Origin of the sequence: Halococcus sp. PRR34, assembly GCF_028617175.1 — an archaeon.
Classification (GTDB): Archaea; Halobacteriota; Halobacteria; order Halobacteriales; family Halococcaceae; genus Halococcus; species Halococcus salifodinae.
Genome location: NZ_JAQJDA010000001.1, coordinates 122223 through 140954, shown reverse-complemented (window position 1 = coordinate 140954; position 18732 = coordinate 122223). Strand labels below are relative to the sequence as shown.

Sequence of the window (18732 nt, the reverse complement as noted above, 5' to 3'; positions counted from 1 at the left end):
GACTGCGGTGGCGCGCGGGAGCGCGTCGAAGACGCGCGACTCGTGCGAGGGATGACTGAGCGGAGTGAGCGAAGCGAACGCAGCGAAGGAATCGGTTGGGGAGGGTGTGGCTTGCGGTTTCGAGTGTAGCGTGACTTATCTCGAACAAATCGGTTGTAGTCGTCAGCGACACCGAGAAAGCCGATCGGCCGTGCTGCTCGGCAGTACCGTCAGTGGTCGGCGGCGTCCTCGTAGACCCAGGTCGCAGTGTCGTGCTCCCAGTCGACGAGTTCGCTTTCGTCGAAGAACAGCTCGATCTCGCGCTCGTTGGCCCCTTCGTCCTCGTGATCGGAGCCGTGGATCAGGTTGTGACCCAGATCGTTGCCGAGATCGCCACGGATCGTTCCGGGCTGGGATTCCTGAGCGTCGGTCGCGCCCATCAGTCGACGGACCTGGCGCGTGGCGTCAGCGCCCTCCCAGACCATCGCGAACACGGGACCGGAGGTGATGAAATCGACGAGACCCTCGAAGAACGGCTTGCCCTCGTGCTCGCCGTAATGCTCGTGGGCGAGCTCCTCGTCGATCTGCATGAACTTCCCGCCGACCATCGTGAGCCCTTTCCCTTCGAGCCGGGAAACGATCTCGCCGATCTGCCCACGCTGGACGGCGTCGGGTTTCGCCATCACGAACGTCCGCTCGTCGTGATGACTCATTCGTCCGTTTCCTCGTCGCTGTCGTCGGTATCGCGCACCGTCTCCTCGTTATCGACGGTCGCTTCGGCCTCGTCGGCGTCGGCTGCGGGGGACGTCTTGTCCTCGTCCTCGCGACCGCCGGCCGGCCGGCCCTCGATCTCGTCGAGTTCCTCGGTATCGGCTCCGCCGGCGTCGCCCGCCGACTCGCTTGATCGCGAGCCAGCGTCGCCCGTCGCCGCCGCGACCGCTTCGGCCTCGGTCTCGCCCGGGACCGTGTCGACCTCGTCGGCAACGGTGTCGGTCTCGTCTTCGTCCGGCTCGGCTGCGACCTGCTCGACCTCGTCGGCCGTGCCGGCCTCGTTGCCCGCCATCCGCTGGCCCTCGGCGGTCCATTCGAGATCGCGTGCGGCTCGGCCGAGGTCGGCGTTGTTCTCACACTTCGACGAGCAGTAGTGCACGACGCGCCCGTCGACGTGGACGAACATCGTCCCAGTGCCGGGCTCGATGTCCGTACCGCAGTAATCACACGAACGCGTGCGAACCATCAGCGACCCCCGATGGCGTCGGCCTCGCGGGCGGTCTCCCTGAGCTGGAGCACGTCGCCCTCGCGGACGGGGCCGAGACAGTTCCGTGTGATGATTCGTCCCCGGTTCTCGCCGCCCTGAATGCGGCATTTGACCTGCATCGCCTCGCCGTGCATCCCGGTCTTGCCGACGACCTCGATGACTTCGGCGGGCGTGGAGTCGGACTCCTCTTCTGCGCTCATCGTCCTATCGGAGGTCCTCGACCTTGCTCGTGATGTCCTCTACCTGCTCGTCGGCGTCGCCCGCGTCGACGATCGCCGCCGCGGCGCTGCCGACCTCGAGACCCGCTGCGTGGCCGACGTCGTCCTGGGTCTCGACGAACACGAAGGGAATCTCCTTCTCGTCGGCGAGCTCTGGCAGATGCATCACGATCTCTTCGGGACTCACGTCCTCGGCGATGTAGACGAGTGCGGCGCTGTCGCGCTCGACAGCCTTGGTCGTCTCGTTGGTCCCTTTCTTTACCGTGCCGGTGTCCCGGGCGACTTCGAGCGCCTCGATGGCGTCGTCCTCGAGATCCGCCGGGACGTCATAGGTGACGTATACTGACATTGGTTGGTTCCTCCCGTGCGTAGGCTCTTCGTCCCCCGCCCTCGCCGAGATCACGTCGATCCCGACTGGCCGCCCCGCCGGCGGCCTGAGAGTCCTGTGAGGCTGGGAGCGTCATCAACCCCGCACGGGTTGTAGCGCGGGGTAGCGGAGGCCTGCATAAAAACGCTTTCAACCGCTCACGGCGTGCGAGCCGAGCGCACGGGGACGCTGGTGGCCAGAATTTTATATTCTGAAACCATCATGAGCGGCTATGGATCGGTTTGCCAACGGGCTTCCGGAGCTACCGATCGAAACACGACTCAAACGGGACGGGATGTTCGCCGTCCTCTGGGTCGTTGTGATGGGATTGACTGTTCACGAGTACGTTCCCAACACCGTCACGTATCTGACGTTTGCTGTGGCGGGCGTTCTCGGCGGGTCGTTCGCAATCGGTGTCACGTACTGGCTTCGGCGAACCGAACGCGGCCGAGCCGTCGGAGCGGCGTATCGGAATTCGGCGTTCATCCGACGTCTCCTCGTTGCACTCGTCGTCGCGATCGCGGGAGTGGGAGCAGGATTCGCGCTCCTGGCTGTTATCGGTGTCTCATCGGTACTCGCTCAATCGGCCTTTCTGGGCGGGCTGTTCGCCTACCGCTTCACCGACACGGCGCTACTGTACGCTCGGTCACGCAACGGGTCACGGAGAAACCCAATAGAGCACGAAACCGATAGCTATCGAGAGTAGCCGAAGTCCTCGTACTTTCTACTGCCACGGATTGGCTACCTGTTGAAACCGGCGTGCAAGATTTAGAACAGGAGTCCAGCACTGGTCAGCGATCACATCCGATCCGCATCTTCTGCAACGCTCGGTGCTACCGAGTAGGAAGCTTGAGGGTGACGACAGGAGAGTAGAGACTCATGAGTGTGACCGTCCACGAGGTGCGGAACGCGATTCGAGCGGCGACGGGTCGCTTCGAACGGGAGTTCGAGGCGTCGTTCACGAAGGAGGAGCTACAGGCGATCTGTGTGGCGCTCGAGGTCGACGAGTCGGGGCGACCGTCGACGACGCGGATGCGCCGACTCATCCGGGCACAGATCGGCGTCGCGGAGTCGCTGGAGGCGGCAGACGACTCCACGTTCAGAAAGGCCGACCTCCAGGCGATCTCTGACGCGGTCGGGGCGTCCTCCGAGTCGTAGCCGGCAGTCGCCGGATCGGCGCGCGGAACGAGTTCTGTACTCATGGGAGAGGTACTTCTGCTCTTCCGATATTTGTGGCAGTCGCGGAATTTTGATTTTTGGTTTTGCTAGAAAGGTATAAGCTGTTACGGAACTATTCTACTACCCATGTCTATAACTACTAAGCAACGCCGAAGTTCCTTCGGCTTTGAAGGCGTCGGTCGAGCACTCGTGGTCGTAGCCGGATTGGCTGCGCTCGCCTTACTTCTTGGAACTGTGCTGTTCCTCGTTGGAATAGAACTACTCGCCGTCGTTGGCGTCGAACTTTCGTTCAACAGCGGTTTGACCGTCGGACTGTTCCTGTTCTCAACGCTGACGACGCAGGGAGCGATGGCGCTCACCGCCTACTGGTACGTTCGTCGCTACGGCTTCCAAGTCTCGGCCCACACGCTGACGGCGGCCAACTACAGGCAGATCGTCATCGGTACCGTCCTTGCACTTGTGCTCGCGCTCGGTGGAAACGTCGTGATCGGTGCCCTGTTCCCCACTGAGGCTAGTGGTGCGTTCGGGGGAGTCACCGCACTTGGGCTGCCGACGGTGCTGGCGTTCGGGCTTATCACCATCTTCATCGTTGCGCCGGCCGAGGAGTTTCTGTTCCGTGGTGTCATTCAGGGACGGCTCCGTGAGACGGTGGGTGCCGTGCCGTCGATTGTCGGTGCAAGCCTGCTTTTCGGGGGAGTACATGTTCTCAACTATACCGGGTCGGCAACGTCTATCGTTGCACACGTCGGACTGCTCATCGTCGTCTCGTTCGTGTTTGCCTACGCCTACGAACGGACTGGTAATCTCACGGTTCCGATACTTATTCACGGTATTTACGACTCGACTCTGTTTCTTCTCGCGTATGTTGGATCTGTGATGTGAGTGTGGAACTCTACCGGTAGTGCGTGGTGGAGAAGTCCTTGGCCCGAACTCGTCCATCGAACACCTGATTCGGTCGATTGTGATGGTAGTGATGCATGAACCGTCGCGGCTAGAAACTACGGTATAACTTCACGAGGGGCTGGAAGTCTGGCGGAATACGCATGTGGGTGATGTGTGCAGAAGCCGGTCTCCCAACTGCTGGGGAGGATTCACGCAAAACCATGGATCGCCCCGATATTCCCTGTCGTAGATCGCTACACGTTCCGCATCCCGAGTCCGACGACGACCACACAGATCACGACTGCGAGCAGCGTGACACCGACGAGGACTGGCCAGAGGGTGTCGAGCAGTGCGGGGCCGCTCTCCTGTGCAAGATTCGCCGTCCGATCGATCGTGGTCGAGGCGAAGCTCACGATCGCGCCACCGAACGCCGCACCCACCACGAAGAGCATCTGGAGCACTGCCGCGTACCGCTGCCACGCCGACTCCTCTGACGAGTCGTCATCGTCGGTGGAGCCGTTGGAGTCACCGAACCGGCTCCGAAGTCGATCGAGCGGTGTCGTGGTGGAGCCGTCGCGGTCGTCCATCCTGTCACCGCGTTCGTGACCCATGACATAAATTCTGTCGGTGGTCGAGGGTTCGTGGCGTCCATCGCGGCCGAAATCGACGTTCCCATACCGTCCCGTCGCCGTAATCCGTCATGATCGCCGACCTCGCGGGCCGGCTCCGCGACGAGGCCCGCCGCGCGAACGAGCGACGGCTGCTCGTGCTCGCGGGCGAGCGCGAGGCGTGCTATACGGCGGCGACCGACGCTCTCGACGGCGCGAGGATTCCTCAGTCGGAGACAACAGTGGTCGCGACGGAGAGCGCATTCAGCGGGGATTTCCGTGACTACGAGCGGATCACGCCGAAACGCGCCGACGCGCTTCTCGGAACAACTCGAACGGCGGTCGTGCTCGACTGTCACGACGAGTGCCGGCCGAACGCGCTCGGACGCACGGTCGGCGCGGTCGACGGCAGCGGGCTGGTCGTGCTCTGTACGCCGCCGCTCGATGCGTGGCCCGCTCGCCGAGACGGCTTCGACGAGACGCTCGCCGTCCCGCCGTTCGACGTCAAGGCTGTCGGCGGACGGTTCCGGACTCGACTGGTCGAGACGCTCCGCGCTCACCCTGGGATCGCTATCGTTGACGTCGATTCCGGAACCGTCGAGCGTGACGGCCGTACCGATCCATCGATGGCGACGGCACAGCGGCCGCCAGCGCGACCGGACGACCACACGTTCCCACAGGCGGCCTACGATTCCTGCCTCACGGCCGACCAGGCCGACGCTCTCCGCGCCTTCGAACGGCTGCGCGAGCCGGAACAGGCACTCGTCGTCGAGGCCGACCGCGGCCGCGGGAAGTCGAGTGCCGCCGGCCTCGCCGCGGGCGCGCTGGCTGTCGAGGGCAAGGACGTGCTCGTGACCGCGCCAGGCTACCGGAGCGCCGCCGCGGTGTTCGCCCGGGCGCGCGAACTCCTCGCGACGCTCGACGTGCTTGCCGACGCGGACCGCGACGAGAACCCCCACCGACTCGATGCCGCTGGCGGCGGACGGGTGCGGTTCGCGGAGCCGGCGGCCGCGGTCGAAGACGAAGCGCTCGCTGCGTCGGACGTCGCCATCGTCGACGAGGCCGCCGCGCTGCCCGTCGACCGACTCGCGGCGTTTCTCGACGCCTCGGCAATCGCGTTCGTCACGACCGTCCACGGCTACGAGGGAGCGGGTCGCGGGTTTGCGGTCCGGTTTCGGGACCGACTCGCCGAAAGTGCGTTCGACGTGACCGAGCAGCGCCTCGACGACCCGATCCGGTACGCCGCCGGCGATCCGATCGAGGTCTGGCTCTTTCGCGCAATCTTGCTCGATGCACGCCCGCCCGTCGCACCGCTGGTCACCGACGCCACGCCCGAGACCGTGACTCACGAACGCCTCTCGGCCGACGAGTTGCTCGCGGACGAGGTGCGACTTCGGGAGGCGTTCGGACTCCTCGTCGCGGCACACTACCGAACGGAGCCGAACGACCTCGCGCGGCTGCTCGACGCGCCGAACGTCACCATCCACGTGCTGTGTCACGATGGCCACGTGGTGTCGGTCGCGCTACTCGCCCGTGAGGGCGATCTCCCAGCCGATCTCCGGCGATCGGTGTACGAGGGAAATCGGATCGAGGGCCACCTCCTCCCGGACGTGCTCACGAGCCAGTGCCGAGACCCCGAAGCGGGCGTCACGATCGGCGAGCGCGTGCTCCGGATCGCCACCCATCCCGCCGCGCGATCCCGGGGACTGGGCTCGCGACTGCTCGATGAAATCCACGCAGCGAACGAAAGCGGAGAAATCGACTGGCTCGGGGTCGGGTACGGCGCGACGCCCGACCTCGTTCGATTCTGGGATCGCAACGGGTTCGATCCCGCCCATCTCGCGATCACCCGCAACGACCGCAGCGGTGAACACTCCGCACTGATGCTCGCGCCGCTCTCGGAGCCTGGCCGCGATCTTCGCGACCGCCACACTCGGTGGTTCGTCGAACGCATCGGCGGCCTGCTGACCGACTCACTCGCCGATCTCGATCCCGATGTCGTCCGCACAGTAATGGATGCCAGCCCGGTCGTCGCGCCGCTCGATCTCTCAGCCCACGAGTGGCGCACGATCGCGGCCGCGGCCTGCGGTCCGGGGCTCGCCGCCATCGATCCCGACGCCTTCCGCCAGCTCGCGATCGTCCATCTCACCGATCCCAAGAGCGACCAGCTCTCAGCTCGTGAAGAACGCCTGCTCGTCGCCCGAATTCTCCAGGGCCGCTCGGTCGAACCCGTGGCGGACGACCTCGACTACGTCTCGACCCGCGAGTGCCTCCGTGCGCTCGGTGACGCCTATCGGCCGCTCGTCGATCGGTACGGCGGCGACGCGGCCCACGAGGAGCGCGATCGCTACGACTGATACTCCGGCTCGTCGGTCCACCGCTCTGAGGGTTACCCGAGGACGACTCGCACCGCGAGCCACGCGACGCCGATCGCTGCCAGCGAACCGGCGAGATTCACGGCACCGTTCGCCGCCGCCGCGGCCGACTCACCCTGTTCCACGAGCCGAACCGTCTCGAACGAGAACGACGAAAAGGTCGTGAACGACCCGCACGCGCCAGTTCCAAGAAAGAGGAGGATCTCCTCGCTCGCGCCGGCGAACGTCACGAGGCCGAGTACGAAACTCCCGAGAACGTTGACCGCGAGCGTTCCGAAAGGGTAGGTCTCGCTGTCGACGCGCTGGCTCACGTAGGTCCGACAGAGCGCCCCGAGCGCTCCGCCGGTGCCGACGAGGTAGGCTGGATCGAGTGGGATCACTCGCCAGTCCCTCCGTCGACGCGCCGGGCGAGGCTGCGGCCCGCGAGCACTCCGGCGAATCCGAGCGTGTAGGTGACGAGCACGTTCGCAATCATCCACATCGGCTCGGCGAGCAGCGTGGTCTGGAGTGCGAACGTGCTGTAGGTCGTCAGCGAGGAGAGAAAGCCGGTGGCGACGACGACACGCGTCCGCTCGGCGAGCACGCCGGCGTAGACTGCCTCGTAGAGCACGAACCCGAGCACGAAGCTCCCGACGACGTTGACGGCGAGCGTTCCACCGGGTCCGGGGATCACGCGCGCGACGAGATACCGGAGGTTCGAGCCCGCAAACCCGCCGATGCCGACCAGTACGATCAATTCGAGCGTTCGAAGCGGATGGGTTCCCGACATGGCTGTCTCCGAAAAGGAGTCATCAGCTGGGCAACCAGCGGTTGGGGCAGGCGGACTCCATCGCCCGATACCATCCTCTCTGGGGCGACGGTATATCGACGCTGCGAAATCGTTCGCACCACGGTCGATGCCGAGTCGACACCGGTGTGACTAACCTGCACGCCATCCACGATCCCGCATGGTCGAACTCCTCGCGATCGTCGCGCTCGCGCTCCTCGTTGTCGGTGTCGCTGGCAGCGTCGTCCCGCTACTCCCGGGGGCGTTGCTGTCGATCGCCGGCGTGCTGCTCTACTGGTGGCAGTCCGGGTACGCCGAACCAGGCCCGATCCTGCTCGTCGTCTTGGTGCTCGTGGGTCTCGTCGGTGTGATCGCCGACTACTTCGCCGGCGCGGTCTCGGCCGCGGCGGGCGGCGCGTCGACGGTCACGACGCTCCTCGCGGCGATCGTCGGCGTCGTCCTCTTCTTCGTCGTCGGCCCGCTCGGCGTCATCGTCGGCGTCATGGGAACGGTGTTCGCCGTCGAGTTCTACCGCCATCAAGATCCCGAACAGAGCCTCCGAACCGCGATCTATGCCGCCGTCGGGATGCTCGCTTCGACGGTGGTCCAAGCGCTCCTGACCGTGACGATGCTCGTGACGATGTTGCTCGTCCACTTCCTCTGAGTCGATGGGCGGACACGGCACAACGGTTGTAACGACGCACCGCGTACGTCGCCCATGACGACGTGCGCCGAGGCGGAGTGCGAGGAACCGGCGGCGGTGCGGCTTCACGTCCCGTGGGACGCGAATCGAGAGGTCTGTACGGCCCACGCCCGCGCGCTGGTCCAGCAGGAGGGCGTCGTCGCGGAGCCGCTTGAGGGCGCGGTCGAGGAGTGGCGCTGACGGTCCTTTCTCTCGATCGATTCGGATGGCCGACTACGGCCGTAGCGCCAGCATCACCTCGTCGATGTACTCCTCGCCGATCTTGTAGTGGTCCTCGCGGGTGGCCTCGACCTCGCCGCCGTGAGCCTCGAAGAACGCGATCGCGTCCTCGTTGGTCGAGGGGATCGAGTTGTAGATCTTCTCGTAGCTGTTTTGCTCCGCCCAGCCGAGACCGCGATCGAGCAACCGGCCGCCGATTCCGTGGTCTTGGTACTCCTCCAACACGCCGAGCGTGAGTTCGGCGGTATGCGAGAGCTTTTCGAGTTCGGGAGCGTCGAGGTGGATCCATCCCACCACCTCGTCGCCCACCGTAGCGACGAAGAACATCCGCGAGCGGACCTCGTTCTCCCGGACGAGGGCCTCCTCGTGGTCGACGACATCCGCGACGCTCTCCGCGACGGTGTAGGTCTTCTCGCCGGCGACCTGGCGGATCACACCTACGAGTCCCGACCGATCGGTCTCGATCGCGGGTCGGATGGTGTACTCCACGCCCTCCTGATCGAACGTCTCCTCGTCGGCCGCGTCGCTGCCCTCGAACGCCGCCTCGACCATCCCGGCGAACTCGTGGACGAGCCCGTCGCGTTTCAGGATCGCGACGTGGTGTCTGAACCCGCTGGGATCGAGCCCGAGCGCGTCCCGGACCTCGGTGGCCTCGACCGGATCGTCGGCATCCTCGATGTACTGGTAGATGCTCTTTCGATCCTCGTGGGTGAACTCGAACGCCTCCGACACTTGCATGCGAATCGATACCACTACACGCTACTTAACTATTTGTGTCGGTTTTCGATGCGGATCGTCGTCGGTGTCGGTGTGTCGTCGGAGTCAGCGGAGTCAGCGGAGTCGGGGTCGTCTTCGGGCCGTCAGCGCGACGGAATCCGTGTCAGCAACTGGGCAGTGTCCCGGATGTTGTCGGTGTCGAGAAGCAGTTCGGCCGCGCGCCGAACCGTGACATCGGGCTCCATCTCGACGCCGTAACACTGTGCATAGAGCGCGAGCCAGGCGTTCGTCGCCCGGTGGAACTGTTCGAGTTCCGCGGCCGAGAATTCGACGTCCCACTCGGCGGTTCTTGCTTCGAGATACAGTGCCACGAGTGGGCCGAGTCCTTCCCGGAGAAACGTCATCGCGAGCTCCTCGTCCGGCGGGTCCGACGGGGGGTCGAACTCCCGACGATCGCGTTCTGCCTGCTCGACGAACCCCGCGATCCGGTCGGCGTAGCCCGACGTCATCGGTGGCGAGTATCGGCCCGCGCCAGTGCCGAGCACCGTCCCATCAGCCTTCCCTGAACTCGACACCCTTGCCGCCACGGGGGTGTTCCCACTGGGTGTCGGCGACGATGGCGCAGGTCCCGCACTCGACGCAGGGCTGGGTATCGAGGCTCACGACGCGTTTCTCGTCGCCATTGGCTTGGACCGTCTCGTCGCGGTAACATCCGCCGCCGTAGTCCATCGCGCTCACCGGGCAGGCCGTGACGGCCGCACCGCTGGCCTCGAAGGAGTTGTCCTCGACCACGATGTGGGGGTTGCCCACGTCGGTGTCGTAGGTCAGGTCGCCGATGCGTTCTTCGAGGCTCGGCAGCTCGACGGTGGACTCGGCTTCGACCTTCGCGCCGAGTTCCTCGCCGATGATGGTAGGCAGCGTGACGTAGGGCGTCTTCGTGTCGGGCATCATCGTTGCGAGATACGGCGAGCTGTACGCCTTTTCGAGCAGCCCGGCACGATCGGCCATTCGGACGCCGAGCCGGCCGACCGACGAGTCGAGCGCGCGTTCGGCGAGTTCAGTCGCAGTGTCGTTCTCGCCGAGCGCGCTCGCCACCTCGTATCTGGTGGGCCGGAGCTTCGCCATCACGCCCTCGTCGTGGAGCCGGCGCTCGTAACGCTCGCCCGCCGAGTCGGGCTTTCCTCGGGAACGTGCTTCTACGAACGCCTCCGCCGCCAGCGCGCCCGCAGTCACGGCGTGGTTCATCCCCTTGATGATCGGCCCCTGGGCCTGCATCTGGCCACCCGCGTCGCCGACGAGCACCAGCCGGCCCTTGTGGGGCGAGGGGTTCGCGGCCTTCTTCGAGTCGGGGACGAGCTTCGCTGAATACTCCCGCTCGTCGTAGTCGTCGCCGAGCCACTGTGCGAGCACCGGATGGGTGAGAAGTGCGTCGAGCAGGTCCTGAACCTCGGCTTCCTCCTCCACGATGCTGTCGAGGTGGAACACGTTTCCGATGCACAGCGAGTCCTGATTCGTGTAGAGGAACCCGCCGCCCCGAACGCCGTCGTAGAGATCGCCCGAGAACAGGTGGGCCTCGCCCTCGTCCTCGGCGATCCCGAACCGCTCGTTGATCGCGTCGCCGGGCATGTCGACCACCGCTTTCACGCCCTGGAACCACTCCTCGGGCTCCTCCCAGTCCATCAGCCCCGCCTCGCGCGCGAGTTCGGAGTTCACGCCGTCCGCAGCGACGACGAAATCGGCTTTGATGGGGTCGAGCTCCTCGCACGTCACCCCGACGATCTCACCGTCCTCTCGAAGGAGGCCGTCGACCTTCACCTCCGTCAGGAGCCCGCCGCCGGCCTCGCGGGTGATCTCGTGGACCTGCTCGGCCATCCACGAGTCCATTTTTCGGCGGAGCACGGCGTCGGCCCACTCGGTGTCCTGTTCGTGTCCATCCGTGATGTCGAAGGTTCGAACCTGCTCGCCAGCGATGTTGTGGATGTAGTAGTCCGTTACTGGTCGTTCGGTCGCGTGCTCGCGGAAGCCCGGGAAGATCCCGTCGATCGTGTACGGAGCGGATTCCTCGGCGTAGATCAACCCTCCAGTCACGTTCTTCGAGCCGGCGTCGACGCCGCGTTCCAGTACTACTGTTTCGACGCCGTTGCGCGCGAGCGTCGCGGCCGCCGCCGCGCCGCCTGGTCCTGCGCCCACCACCACCGCCTCGTAGTGCTCGTAGTCCTCAGTCATCGGTTTCCCCTCCGTCCGCCGCAATCGCTCCGATATCTAGTTCGCCCGATTCGAGCGCCGCCGTGAGTTCGGGCAGCACCTCGAAGAGGTCGCCCTCGACGAAGAAATCCGAGAAGTCCCGGATGCGCGCGTCGGGATCGGTGTTCACCGCGATAATCGTCTCGGACTCATCCATTCCGACCTTGTGCTGCACTGCTCCGGAGATTCCGGCGGCGATGTAGAGGTCGGGTTCGACGACCTGGCCGGTCTCGCCGATCTGGCGTTCTTCGGCGGTGTAGCGCTCGACGTGGCCCGCGAACTCGTACGAGCCCGTCACGATCCCACGTGAGACGCCGAGTCCGGCATCTCCGAACGCGTCGGCGAGGTCGATCCCGATCTCCATGCCTTTCGTGGGGTCGTCGCCGATCCCCCGACCCATTGCCACCACCACATCGTGGCCGGTGAGGTCCACGCCCTCGTCTAACTGATCGTGGTCGGTGACCGAGACCCGGAGCCAGTCCTCCTCCAGATCGAGGTCGTGGTCGACCACTTCGCCCTCGCGGTCGTGGTCGGGTTCAGGGAGATCGAAGCTCCCGGGGATCACTGACGCGCCCTGGGGATGGAACTCCCGAGTGGGGTTGTCGAGACAGAGGATGGTCGAGTACTCGAACCCGGAGAAGTCGGGGCGCTTCATGTGCAACACCCGCTCGAACTCCTTTTTCGTGCCCGGTCGCCCGGTCTTCACGGGGTTCGAGATCATCGACTCCTCGATGTAGAGGTCTGAGCAGTCCGAGGCGAGTCCCGAGTCGAGTTCACCCTGGACCAGTGCCGAGAGATCCCGTCCGTTGTTAGTCGCCGGGAACACCGTGTAGCGTGGTTCGTCGTACTCGCGCCAGTCCGCTTCTTCCGGCCCTTTCTCGGCAGTCGGATCGCCGCCCCACCGCGCCATGTCACAGAACAGCTCGGTGTAGGGCTTGTGCTGGAACCGTTCCAGCCGCTTGTCCTCGTGGTGGACCACCACGTCAGCGCCGTAGGCGATCACGTCTTCGACGTGTTTCTCGACATCGCTGCCGATCAGCACCGCCACGACCCGTTCGTCGGTTTCGTAGTCGTCGTTGTAGGTGTCCATCAGCTCGCGGGCTTTCCCGAGCATCTCCTTCGAGACGTCGATCAGTTCGCCCGCCTGGGTCTCACAGTAGACCCACATGTCGCGATAGTCACCGTCCTCGATGGCCTTGACGTACTGCTTGTCCGCCGTCGGGTGATCGAGATCGGGGTGTTTCTCCTCGGGCGGCACGACCTCGATCTCCTCGGGCGCTTCCTCCTCTTGGACCGAGTCGATCCGGTTCTGGATGAGGTTCGTCGCCGCGCTCCGATTCTCGCCGGCCTGCTCGGCATCGAGGACCTCCCGCAGGCGCTCCTCGTCGTCGATCCCCTGAAGCGCGTTGCCGAGCTCCGCGGTCGAAAGGTCGCTCGGGTCGATGTCACCCTCCGCCTCTTCGGCGTCCTCGGTGACTTTGTCGATCCGGCTCTCGATCAGCGTCTTCAGGTTGTCGCGGTCCCCGCCGCTCTCCTCGGCCGCGAGGATGGCTTCGAGCTCGTCGGGATCCTCGACGCCCTTGATCGCGGGGCCGAACTCCGCGATGTCGTACTCCGCGGGGTCGAGCGCGAGATTATCGGCGTTACCCGTCTCGCCGTCCGCTTCGGTGTCACCCTCGACCTCGTCGGCGGACTCGCGATACTCGCCTTCGGTCTCGGTGCCGTCCTCCACGGCATCGCCCTCGGCGGGCCCGACCTCGCGCATCCGCGCGCGGATCGCTTCTTGGGCGGTCTTTCGCTGCTGGCCGTCCTTCTCGGCGTCGAGCATCCCTTCGAGTTCGCGGGGGCTGTCGATTGCGGCCAGTTCGTCCTGAAGCTGTTCGACCGTGTGCTCACCGGGGTCGGTAGTCTCACTCATGAATCAGTCACCCGCCGCCTCCGATCGCCCGTCGGCGAACGGTTCCATCGCCTCAAGCACCTCGCTCATTCCCTCTCCGTCGTCGGGATCGACCATCGTGGCCTCGCGTTCTGCTGGCGCTTTCGGGATCGGGTCCACGGACGAAACGATAGTTGGCGACCCGTCGAGGCCGATGTAGTCCGGGTCGAGATTCAGGTCCGCGTGATCCCACGTCGTCAGGTGCTCCTCGTGGTCTTCCGCACGCGCTTCGGTCTCCGCCTGGAGGTCCTTGAGCGTGAGTCGATGCGAGGCCTTGCGGTAGGTGGGCTCGAACTCGGGATCGGCGACGATGAACGCGGGCATCGGGGCCTCGACGGTTTCGATCTCTTCGATGTCGCCCTCGACGAGACGTTTCGCTCGAACAGTATTGTCGTCCTCGTCGACATCGAGCGCGACGACGTGCGTGATGATCGGCCAGTCGAGACACCAGCACGCTTGCGGGCCGGTGTGGCCGGTCTCGCCGTCGGCGGTTTTGAACCCCGCGAACACCAGATCGGGCTGCTCGTCGAGTTTCTGCAACCCGGTCGCGAGCGTGATCGCGGTCGCCCACGTGTCAGAGGCGGCGAGCTCGCGGTCCGAGAGGAGGTAGAGGTCGTCGGCATAGACCATTTCCATCGCCTCCCGGAGCACGTCGCCGTAGCCAGGCGGCCCCATGCTCATCACGCTGAGTTGGCCCCCGTGACGGACCTTGGTCTGGAGGGCGGTCCGCAGCGCGTGCTTGTCGTTGGGGTTCATCACTGTCGGAGTGTTTCCACGTTCGAGATGTCCGTCCTCGTCGAACGCGACCTGTCCCTCGCGGAAATCCGGTACGCCTTTCGTCAGAACGACTGAGTGCATTGGTATGGATACTCCCGGGTGGCTCTCTCTGGCATAGCCTCTCGCCGACTATTACCGTGTTGGTCTGTCGTAGATTCTTGCCGGTACTCGTCGTCGGTCCGCCGGGAACGATTGCCCCTTAGGTACGGCCTGCCCGACCCGCGTCGACGTCGATCGCGTCGACGGGACAGACGTCGACACAGAGCATACAGTCGATGCACTGGGCTTCTTCTGCTGGGTCGGCCTTGATCTCGCTCTCGGGGTGGTCGGGTGAGTCGACCCACTCGAAGACGTCCACGGGGCAGTCCTCCAGACACGCCCCGTCGGCGATGCAGAGGTCGAAGTCGACCGCGACGTGGGTGCCGTGGATCCCCAGCTCGTCGGGTTCCTCGACCGGCCCCCAGACGTCGTGGCCCTCGTGTTCGTCGACGATCTCGCGGTTCTGTTCGAATTCGGGATCGATGGCCATCGGTACCGAAGGTCACGACAGGAGTCTACTTAAGCTTTGGACCGAGCGATCGCCCGTCGACGGGATCGACGTGCGGGTGACGATCGATCACCGTCCGCGATTCCGGGTCGGCTTGGAACTCGCTACGAACGGGGGAAGCAAAACAGCGTCGACACCCGCGCGTTTTCCTTGAGTCGGATACCACCCGTCGGAACCGACAGCGGAGCGCGTTCGAGCTCCCGGACGAACAGCGTGGGGTGGAACGCGCCCCGATCCCGGACCGCCTCGCGCGTCTGGCACACGAGCGGTTCGTTGGCGTCCACCCATTCGTTGAATCGGACGAGGTACTGGCCCGCGTCGAGCTCCCACCACTCGTAGTCGTCGTCGGGATTTCGCTGCGTGGTTTCGTGTGGTGTGGTCGTCGCGGCTTCGAGTTCACCGCCGCCGAAGTCTACACGGCCCGGTTTCTCGACGACCTGAATCCCCGCAACCGTCAGGTCGAGTCCGTGTTCGCCGACCTGGGTGTCCTCGTGAACGATACCCTCGACGTACTCCGTGAGTTCTGCTCCAGTCATGATCGCCGGTCGTAGGGGCCGCAGGCGGCAAAAGCGTTGGGCCAACGAATCGAACTCTACGGATGCGCGAAGTACGCGACCGTCCGACCGTCGGCGTGGGCGTCGATCCGTGCGAAGCCGATTCGTTCGAACTGGACCATCTCGCCGGACGCGTAGTCGTCGATCCCGGGTTCTGCATGTCCTTCGACATCGCCGTCGGGCGTCCGCAGGCGGAGCGGGCGGTTGTCCTCGGCCGGGACCCAGTGAACCACCGGAACGTCCTCCTCTCGGACGATCTCGATCCCCTCGCCGGTGAACTCGAAGGCATCGCGGGTGTGGCGCACGGGGCCGTAGCCTTTGAGCCAGACCCGCTTTCCGTTCGGCGGCACGTCGTCGGGCTCGACGAGTACCCCACCCTCGGCCGGAATCTCGCGGACGCCACGGTCCTCGTGGTTCGGATGCACAGGGGGAGTGCCGGTTTCGGGACCGCCGATGACGGTCTTTGCGACGCCGTCCCGGACGAGAAAGGCACGGTCGGTTTCGTCGTCGATGCGGTCGCGGTTCGCAGCGTAGATCGAACTCATCGCGAGGTCCACATTGGACGTCGAGGTTCCGAGTTCGCTCATCGCGTCGGTGATGGCTCCGCCGCGAATCCCGCGTCGTCGGAGGCTCGCGATGGTTGGTGCGCGCGGGTCGTCCCAGCCGTCGAGATCGCCCGCCTCGATGTGCTCCTTGATCGTCGAGGTACTCATTTTGATGTCGTAGGCGTCGAGCTGGACGTGACCCCAGTGGGTGACTTCAGGATACTCCCAGTCGAAGTAGTCGTAGAGGAATCCTTGGCGCTTCGCCGAATCCTGAAGGTCGATCCCGCGGATGACGTGGGTGATTCCGAACAGGTGGTCGTCGATCCCCGACTGGAAGTCCAGCAGGGGCCAGCACCGGTACTCGCTGGCTTCCTCGCGGGGGTGGGGTGTGTCGATCATCCGGAAGGCGACCCAGTCCCGGAGTGCGGGGTTCTTGTGCTCGATGTCGGTCCGGACACGGAGCACCATCTCGCCCGCCGAGTATTCGCCGTCGACCATCGCTTCGAACTCTTCGCGGGTCGTCTCGGGATCTTTGTCGCGGTGCGGACACGCCTCGCCGTCGTTCTTCAGGTCGGAGAACTCCTCGGCGGGACACGAGCAGGTGTACGCGCCGCCGTGGTCGATCAGCGCGCGCGCGTGTTCGTAGTACGTCTCCATCCGGTCGGAGGCGCGCACCACCTCGTCGGGCTCGAATCCCAGATACTCGATCGCGTCGAGGATCGCGTCGTAGGCTTCGAGATCGGGGCGCTTGGTCTCGGGATCGGTGTCGTCGAACCGGCAGAGCATCCAGCCGTCGTAGCGTTCCTTGTACCGACCGACGACGGCGGGCATGCGCGCGTGGCCGATGTGCCACGGGCCGTTGGGGTTGGGTGCGAGGCGCATCCGAACGTCCATGTCCTCGTCGACGTTCGGCAGGTCCGGTAGTGCGTGGTCGTCGGCCTCGTCCTCGCTTTCGAGTTCGGCGAGCAGATCCGGGGCGACGACGTCGAGGCGCTTCTCGCGGCCCTCGGTGTCGAGTTCGTTCACCCGTTCGACGACCGGGGCGACGACGCCCGGTACCTCGTCACCGTGTTCCCTGAACTCCGGATTCTCGCCCATTAGGGGCCCGACGACCGCCCCGACATCGGCTTCGCTCCCGTGTTTGACCGCATTGAGCAGGGCGTGCTTCTCGGCTTCGTGTTCGATCCGCTCGCGGAGTTCGTCGTTCATTACCGGGGCCACGGCGGCGCTCGGTGAAAACTACCCGGATCGGGATCGGTCACCAACTCAGGCCGGCGACTGCCAGATCCGTACGCCATCGGCGTGACCGACGCCGACCGCGACGCCGACCGCGACGCCGCCGTCGGCGATCCTGGTCCCCGTGACGTTGGTCGTGAGCGTGCCGCCGATCGGCAGTTCCCATTCCTCTCGCGCGCCGTCCTCGGTCCGCCGGACGGCTCCGAGGTGGGTCCGCGAGTCGTCCGGGACGAGCAGCTCGGGCCGGCCGTCACTATCGAAATCACCGGCGACCGCCCCGTCGAGAACGCGCGAGCCGATGGTGTGCGAGGCGTAGCCCGACACGGAGCCGACGACTCGCAGTGCCTCGCCCTCCCGCCGGTAGAACCTGACTGTGCCGCCGACGTGGGGCGTCTCGACGGCCGCGAGTTCGGGGACGCCGTCGACCGCGAACGGTGCGACCGCGAGCTGGTGCCGCCAGTGATAGCCGCTGTCGAACGCCTGGCCGGCGGCAAGTCGCGATCCATCGGTATCGAACGCGACGACTCGCGCGCCGCGTTCGGCGTCGCCAACGGTGACGATCACCTCGCTGTCGTCGTCCCCGGTGAGTGAGGCGAGTATCGGCGCGGTACCCTCGACGACGCCAGCGGGTTCGATCCGCTCCGTGATCGCGAGGTCATCTGGATCGAGGAGGACGCACCGCTCGGCTTCGATCCCGTCGCCGAGCACCCCGTGGTCGTACCGGGTGGTTCGGCCGGCGAGCACCGCGACGCGCCCGCCCGCGCGGACGGGGCGGGCGTCGGGGAGCGCGTCGATCGTCACGCGCGCCCGTTCGGTTCCCGACTTCCCGGTGAGCACGACGTCGCCGTTCTGGAGGACGGAGAGTCGCCGTCCGTCGTCGAGTACGAGCGGCTGGCTCAGATTCGAGGCGTTCTGTGGACCGGTGACGAGACGCGCGTTCCCCTCGATGACAGTCAATAGCGGCGGTGTCTCCGGCGGAAGGCGTTCGGGTGTGATCGGCGTCGGTGTGGCGTTGCCGTCGCGGACGACGAACGCCTCCGCCTGGCCGCGCTCTCCCACGACGGCCCAGAGGCTTCCGGTGGCGAGCGGGAGAGCGACGAGCCACTGTGGCGTCTCGCCGAGGCCGATCTCCACCGGCTCGGTGTCGGGGAGGGCTCCCCGTCCAGCGACGAATCGATTGCCGCTGGGGCGGACGTACGTGTAGCCGAACGCTCGATCACCGGCCGTTTCGAGCGGACGAGCGGTCCGTGTTCGCCTTCGCTGTGTTGCGTTCGACGTCATCCGATCGGTCGTCGCGGTCGATTCGGACTGGCTGCCACAGCCGGCGAGCACCGACCCCGTGGCGATGGCCGCGAGCGCGCGCCGTCTGGTGTGATCCATTGGCGAAACCAACGGCCAGTGTCGACAAAAACCCCGGCTGGTGGGAAGCGTGTGCCGTTGACGGGCCGTAGTCTGGAAGCGGTGTGGTGGCGGTGCGGGCCTGGTGTCTCGATGAGCGCAGCGAATCGAGGCTCAGGAGAGCAACGCTCTCCTGGCGTCTCGTGTGAGTGAAACGAGCACGAGGCTTGTCGGAGATCTCTCTGACAGCGGATGAAGGGCGAGCGTCGGGCGGTGCGAACGGA

General features: G+C 65.5%; 22 protein-coding genes and 1 riboswitch. Of the genes, 6 read left to right on the top strand and 16 right to left on the bottom strand.

Going from position 1 to position 18732, the window contains the following annotated elements:
- Positions 1–209: 209 nt before the first annotated feature.
- The 4 genes from ndk to rpl7ae are packed head-to-tail and all read right to left on the bottom strand — an operon-like array spanning position 210 to position 1804.
- The gene (gene ndk, locus PHA81_RS00715) at positions 210–692 is read right to left on the bottom strand and encodes a nucleoside-diphosphate kinase (protein ID WP_273834677.1); all 483 of its coding nucleotides are present in this window, start codon (positions 690–692) and stop codon (positions 210–212) included.
- Entirely contained in the window at positions 689–1216 is a 528-nt protein-coding gene (locus PHA81_RS00710; RefSeq protein ID WP_005043390.1) for a 50S ribosomal protein L24e, read from the bottom strand. Before PHA81_RS00710 ends, ndk begins: the two co-directional genes overlap by 4 nt.
- Positions 1216–1437 carry a 30S ribosomal protein S28e gene (locus tag PHA81_RS00705; protein ID WP_005043389.1) on the bottom strand — a complete coding sequence of 74 codons (222 nt, stop codon included), beginning with the start codon at positions 1435–1437 and terminating at the stop codon, positions 1216–1218. Before PHA81_RS00705 ends, PHA81_RS00710 begins: the two co-directional genes overlap by 1 nt.
- Positions 1438–1441: 4 nt before the next feature.
- Positions 1442–1804: a 50S ribosomal protein L7Ae gene (gene rpl7ae / locus PHA81_RS00700; protein WP_005043386.1), complete on the bottom strand. Its 363-nt coding sequence runs from the start codon at positions 1802–1804 to the stop codon at positions 1442–1444.
- Between the two features lie 250 nt (positions 1805–2054).
- Between rpl7ae and PHA81_RS00695 the strand changes: the two genes are divergently transcribed.
- The 3 genes from PHA81_RS00695 to PHA81_RS00685 all read left to right on the top strand — a co-directional run bounded on the left by PHA81_RS00695 (position 2055) and on the right by PHA81_RS00685 (position 3883).
- The gene (locus PHA81_RS00695; protein WP_005043384.1) at positions 2055–2528 is read left to right on the top strand and encodes a hypothetical protein; all 474 of its coding nucleotides are present in this window, start codon (positions 2055–2057) and stop codon (positions 2526–2528) included.
- 173 nt (positions 2529–2701) lie between these two features.
- Positions 2702–2980: a hypothetical protein gene (locus tag PHA81_RS00690; protein ID WP_273834672.1), complete on the top strand. Its 279-nt coding sequence runs from the start codon at positions 2702–2704 to the stop codon at positions 2978–2980.
- 147 nt (positions 2981–3127) lie between these two features.
- Positions 3128–3883: a CPBP family intramembrane glutamic endopeptidase gene (locus PHA81_RS00685; protein ID WP_080510294.1), complete on the top strand. Its 756-nt coding sequence runs from the start codon at positions 3128–3130 to the stop codon at positions 3881–3883.
- Between the two features lie 254 nt (positions 3884–4137).
- Here the strand turns inward: PHA81_RS00685 and PHA81_RS00680 are convergent, their stop codons facing one another.
- Positions 4138–4494 carry a hypothetical protein gene (locus tag PHA81_RS00680; RefSeq protein WP_005043379.1) on the bottom strand — a complete coding sequence of 119 codons (357 nt, stop codon included), beginning with the start codon at positions 4492–4494 and terminating at the stop codon, positions 4138–4140.
- A gap of 89 nt (positions 4495–4583) precedes the next feature.
- On the opposite strand from PHA81_RS00680, the gene tmcA reads away from it, so the two are divergent.
- Positions 4584–6848 (top strand): tRNA(Met) cytidine acetyltransferase TmcA, encoded by a 2265-nt coding sequence (gene tmcA / locus PHA81_RS00675; protein ID WP_005043377.1) that lies wholly within the window; start codon positions 4584–4586, stop codon positions 6846–6848.
- Between the two features lie 32 nt (positions 6849–6880).
- Here tmcA and crcB read toward each other — a convergent pair whose 3' ends face one another.
- Both crcB and PHA81_RS00665 read right to left on the bottom strand, forming a co-directional pair.
- Positions 6881–7246: a fluoride efflux transporter CrcB gene (crcB, locus tag PHA81_RS00670; protein ID WP_005043376.1), complete on the bottom strand. Its 366-nt coding sequence runs from the start codon at positions 7244–7246 to the stop codon at positions 6881–6883.
- Positions 7243–7635 carry a CrcB family protein gene (locus tag PHA81_RS00665; protein WP_273834660.1) on the bottom strand — a complete coding sequence of 131 codons (393 nt, stop codon included), beginning with the start codon at positions 7633–7635 and terminating at the stop codon, positions 7243–7245. Before PHA81_RS00665 ends, crcB begins: the two co-directional genes overlap by 4 nt.
- Before the next feature lie 6 nt (positions 7636–7641).
- Positions 7642–7709, bottom strand: a riboswitch (Fluoride riboswitch).
- A gap of 104 nt (positions 7710–7813) precedes the next feature.
- Here PHA81_RS00665 and PHA81_RS00660 point away from each other — a divergent pair.
- Entirely contained in the window at positions 7814–8296 is a 483-nt protein-coding gene (locus PHA81_RS00660; protein ID WP_005043373.1) for a DUF456 domain-containing protein, read from the top strand.
- Positions 8297–8350: 54 nt separating this feature from the next.
- Entirely contained in the window at positions 8351–8515 is a 165-nt protein-coding gene (locus tag PHA81_RS00655; RefSeq protein WP_005043371.1) for a hypothetical protein, read from the top strand.
- 33 nt (positions 8516–8548) lie between these two features.
- On the opposite strand, the gene PHA81_RS00650 is transcribed toward PHA81_RS00655, so the two are convergent.
- From PHA81_RS00650 to PHA81_RS00610, 9 genes are all read right to left on the bottom strand, one after another.
- A complete protein-coding gene (locus PHA81_RS00650) occupies positions 8549–9292 on the bottom strand; it encodes a helix-turn-helix domain-containing GNAT family N-acetyltransferase (protein WP_005043370.1) in 744 nt (247 codons plus the stop codon).
- A gap of 122 nt (positions 9293–9414) precedes the next feature.
- Positions 9415–9816 carry a hypothetical protein gene (locus PHA81_RS00645; RefSeq protein ID WP_337958922.1) on the bottom strand — a complete coding sequence of 134 codons (402 nt, stop codon included), beginning with the start codon at positions 9814–9816 and terminating at the stop codon, positions 9415–9417.
- A gap of 7 nt (positions 9817–9823) precedes the next feature.
- A complete protein-coding gene (locus tag PHA81_RS00640) occupies positions 9824–11497 on the bottom strand; it encodes an FAD-dependent monooxygenase (protein WP_005043366.1) in 1674 nt (557 codons plus the stop codon).
- Positions 11490–13433 carry an electron transfer flavoprotein subunit alpha/FixB family protein gene (locus PHA81_RS00635; RefSeq protein ID WP_005043364.1) on the bottom strand — a complete coding sequence of 648 codons (1944 nt, stop codon included), beginning with the start codon at positions 13431–13433 and terminating at the stop codon, positions 11490–11492. The genes PHA81_RS00640 and PHA81_RS00635 overlap by 8 nt, the downstream gene beginning before the upstream one ends.
- 3 nt (positions 13434–13436) lie before the next feature.
- A complete protein-coding gene (locus PHA81_RS00630) occupies positions 13437–14309 on the bottom strand; it encodes an electron transfer flavoprotein subunit beta/FixA family protein (protein ID WP_005043361.1) in 873 nt (290 codons plus the stop codon).
- A 118-nt stretch (positions 14310–14427) separates the two neighbouring features.
- On the bottom strand, positions 14428–14757 hold the full coding sequence (locus PHA81_RS00625; RefSeq protein WP_005043359.1) for a ferredoxin family protein: 330 nt from the start codon (positions 14755–14757) through the stop codon (positions 14428–14430).
- A gap of 122 nt (positions 14758–14879) precedes the next feature.
- Positions 14880–15311, bottom strand: a complete 432-nt coding sequence (locus PHA81_RS00620; protein ID WP_005043357.1) for a hypothetical protein — start codon at positions 15309–15311, stop codon at positions 14880–14882.
- A 56-nt stretch (positions 15312–15367) separates the two neighbouring features.
- Positions 15368–17083, bottom strand: coding sequence for a glutamate--tRNA ligase (locus PHA81_RS00615; RefSeq protein WP_005043354.1), 1716 nt, complete (start codon positions 17081–17083; stop codon positions 15368–15370).
- 57 nt (positions 17084–17140) lie between these two features.
- Positions 17141–18490, bottom strand: coding sequence for a hypothetical protein (locus PHA81_RS00610; protein ID WP_005043352.1), 1350 nt, complete (start codon positions 18488–18490; stop codon positions 17141–17143).
- Positions 18491–18732 lie beyond the last annotated feature (242 nt).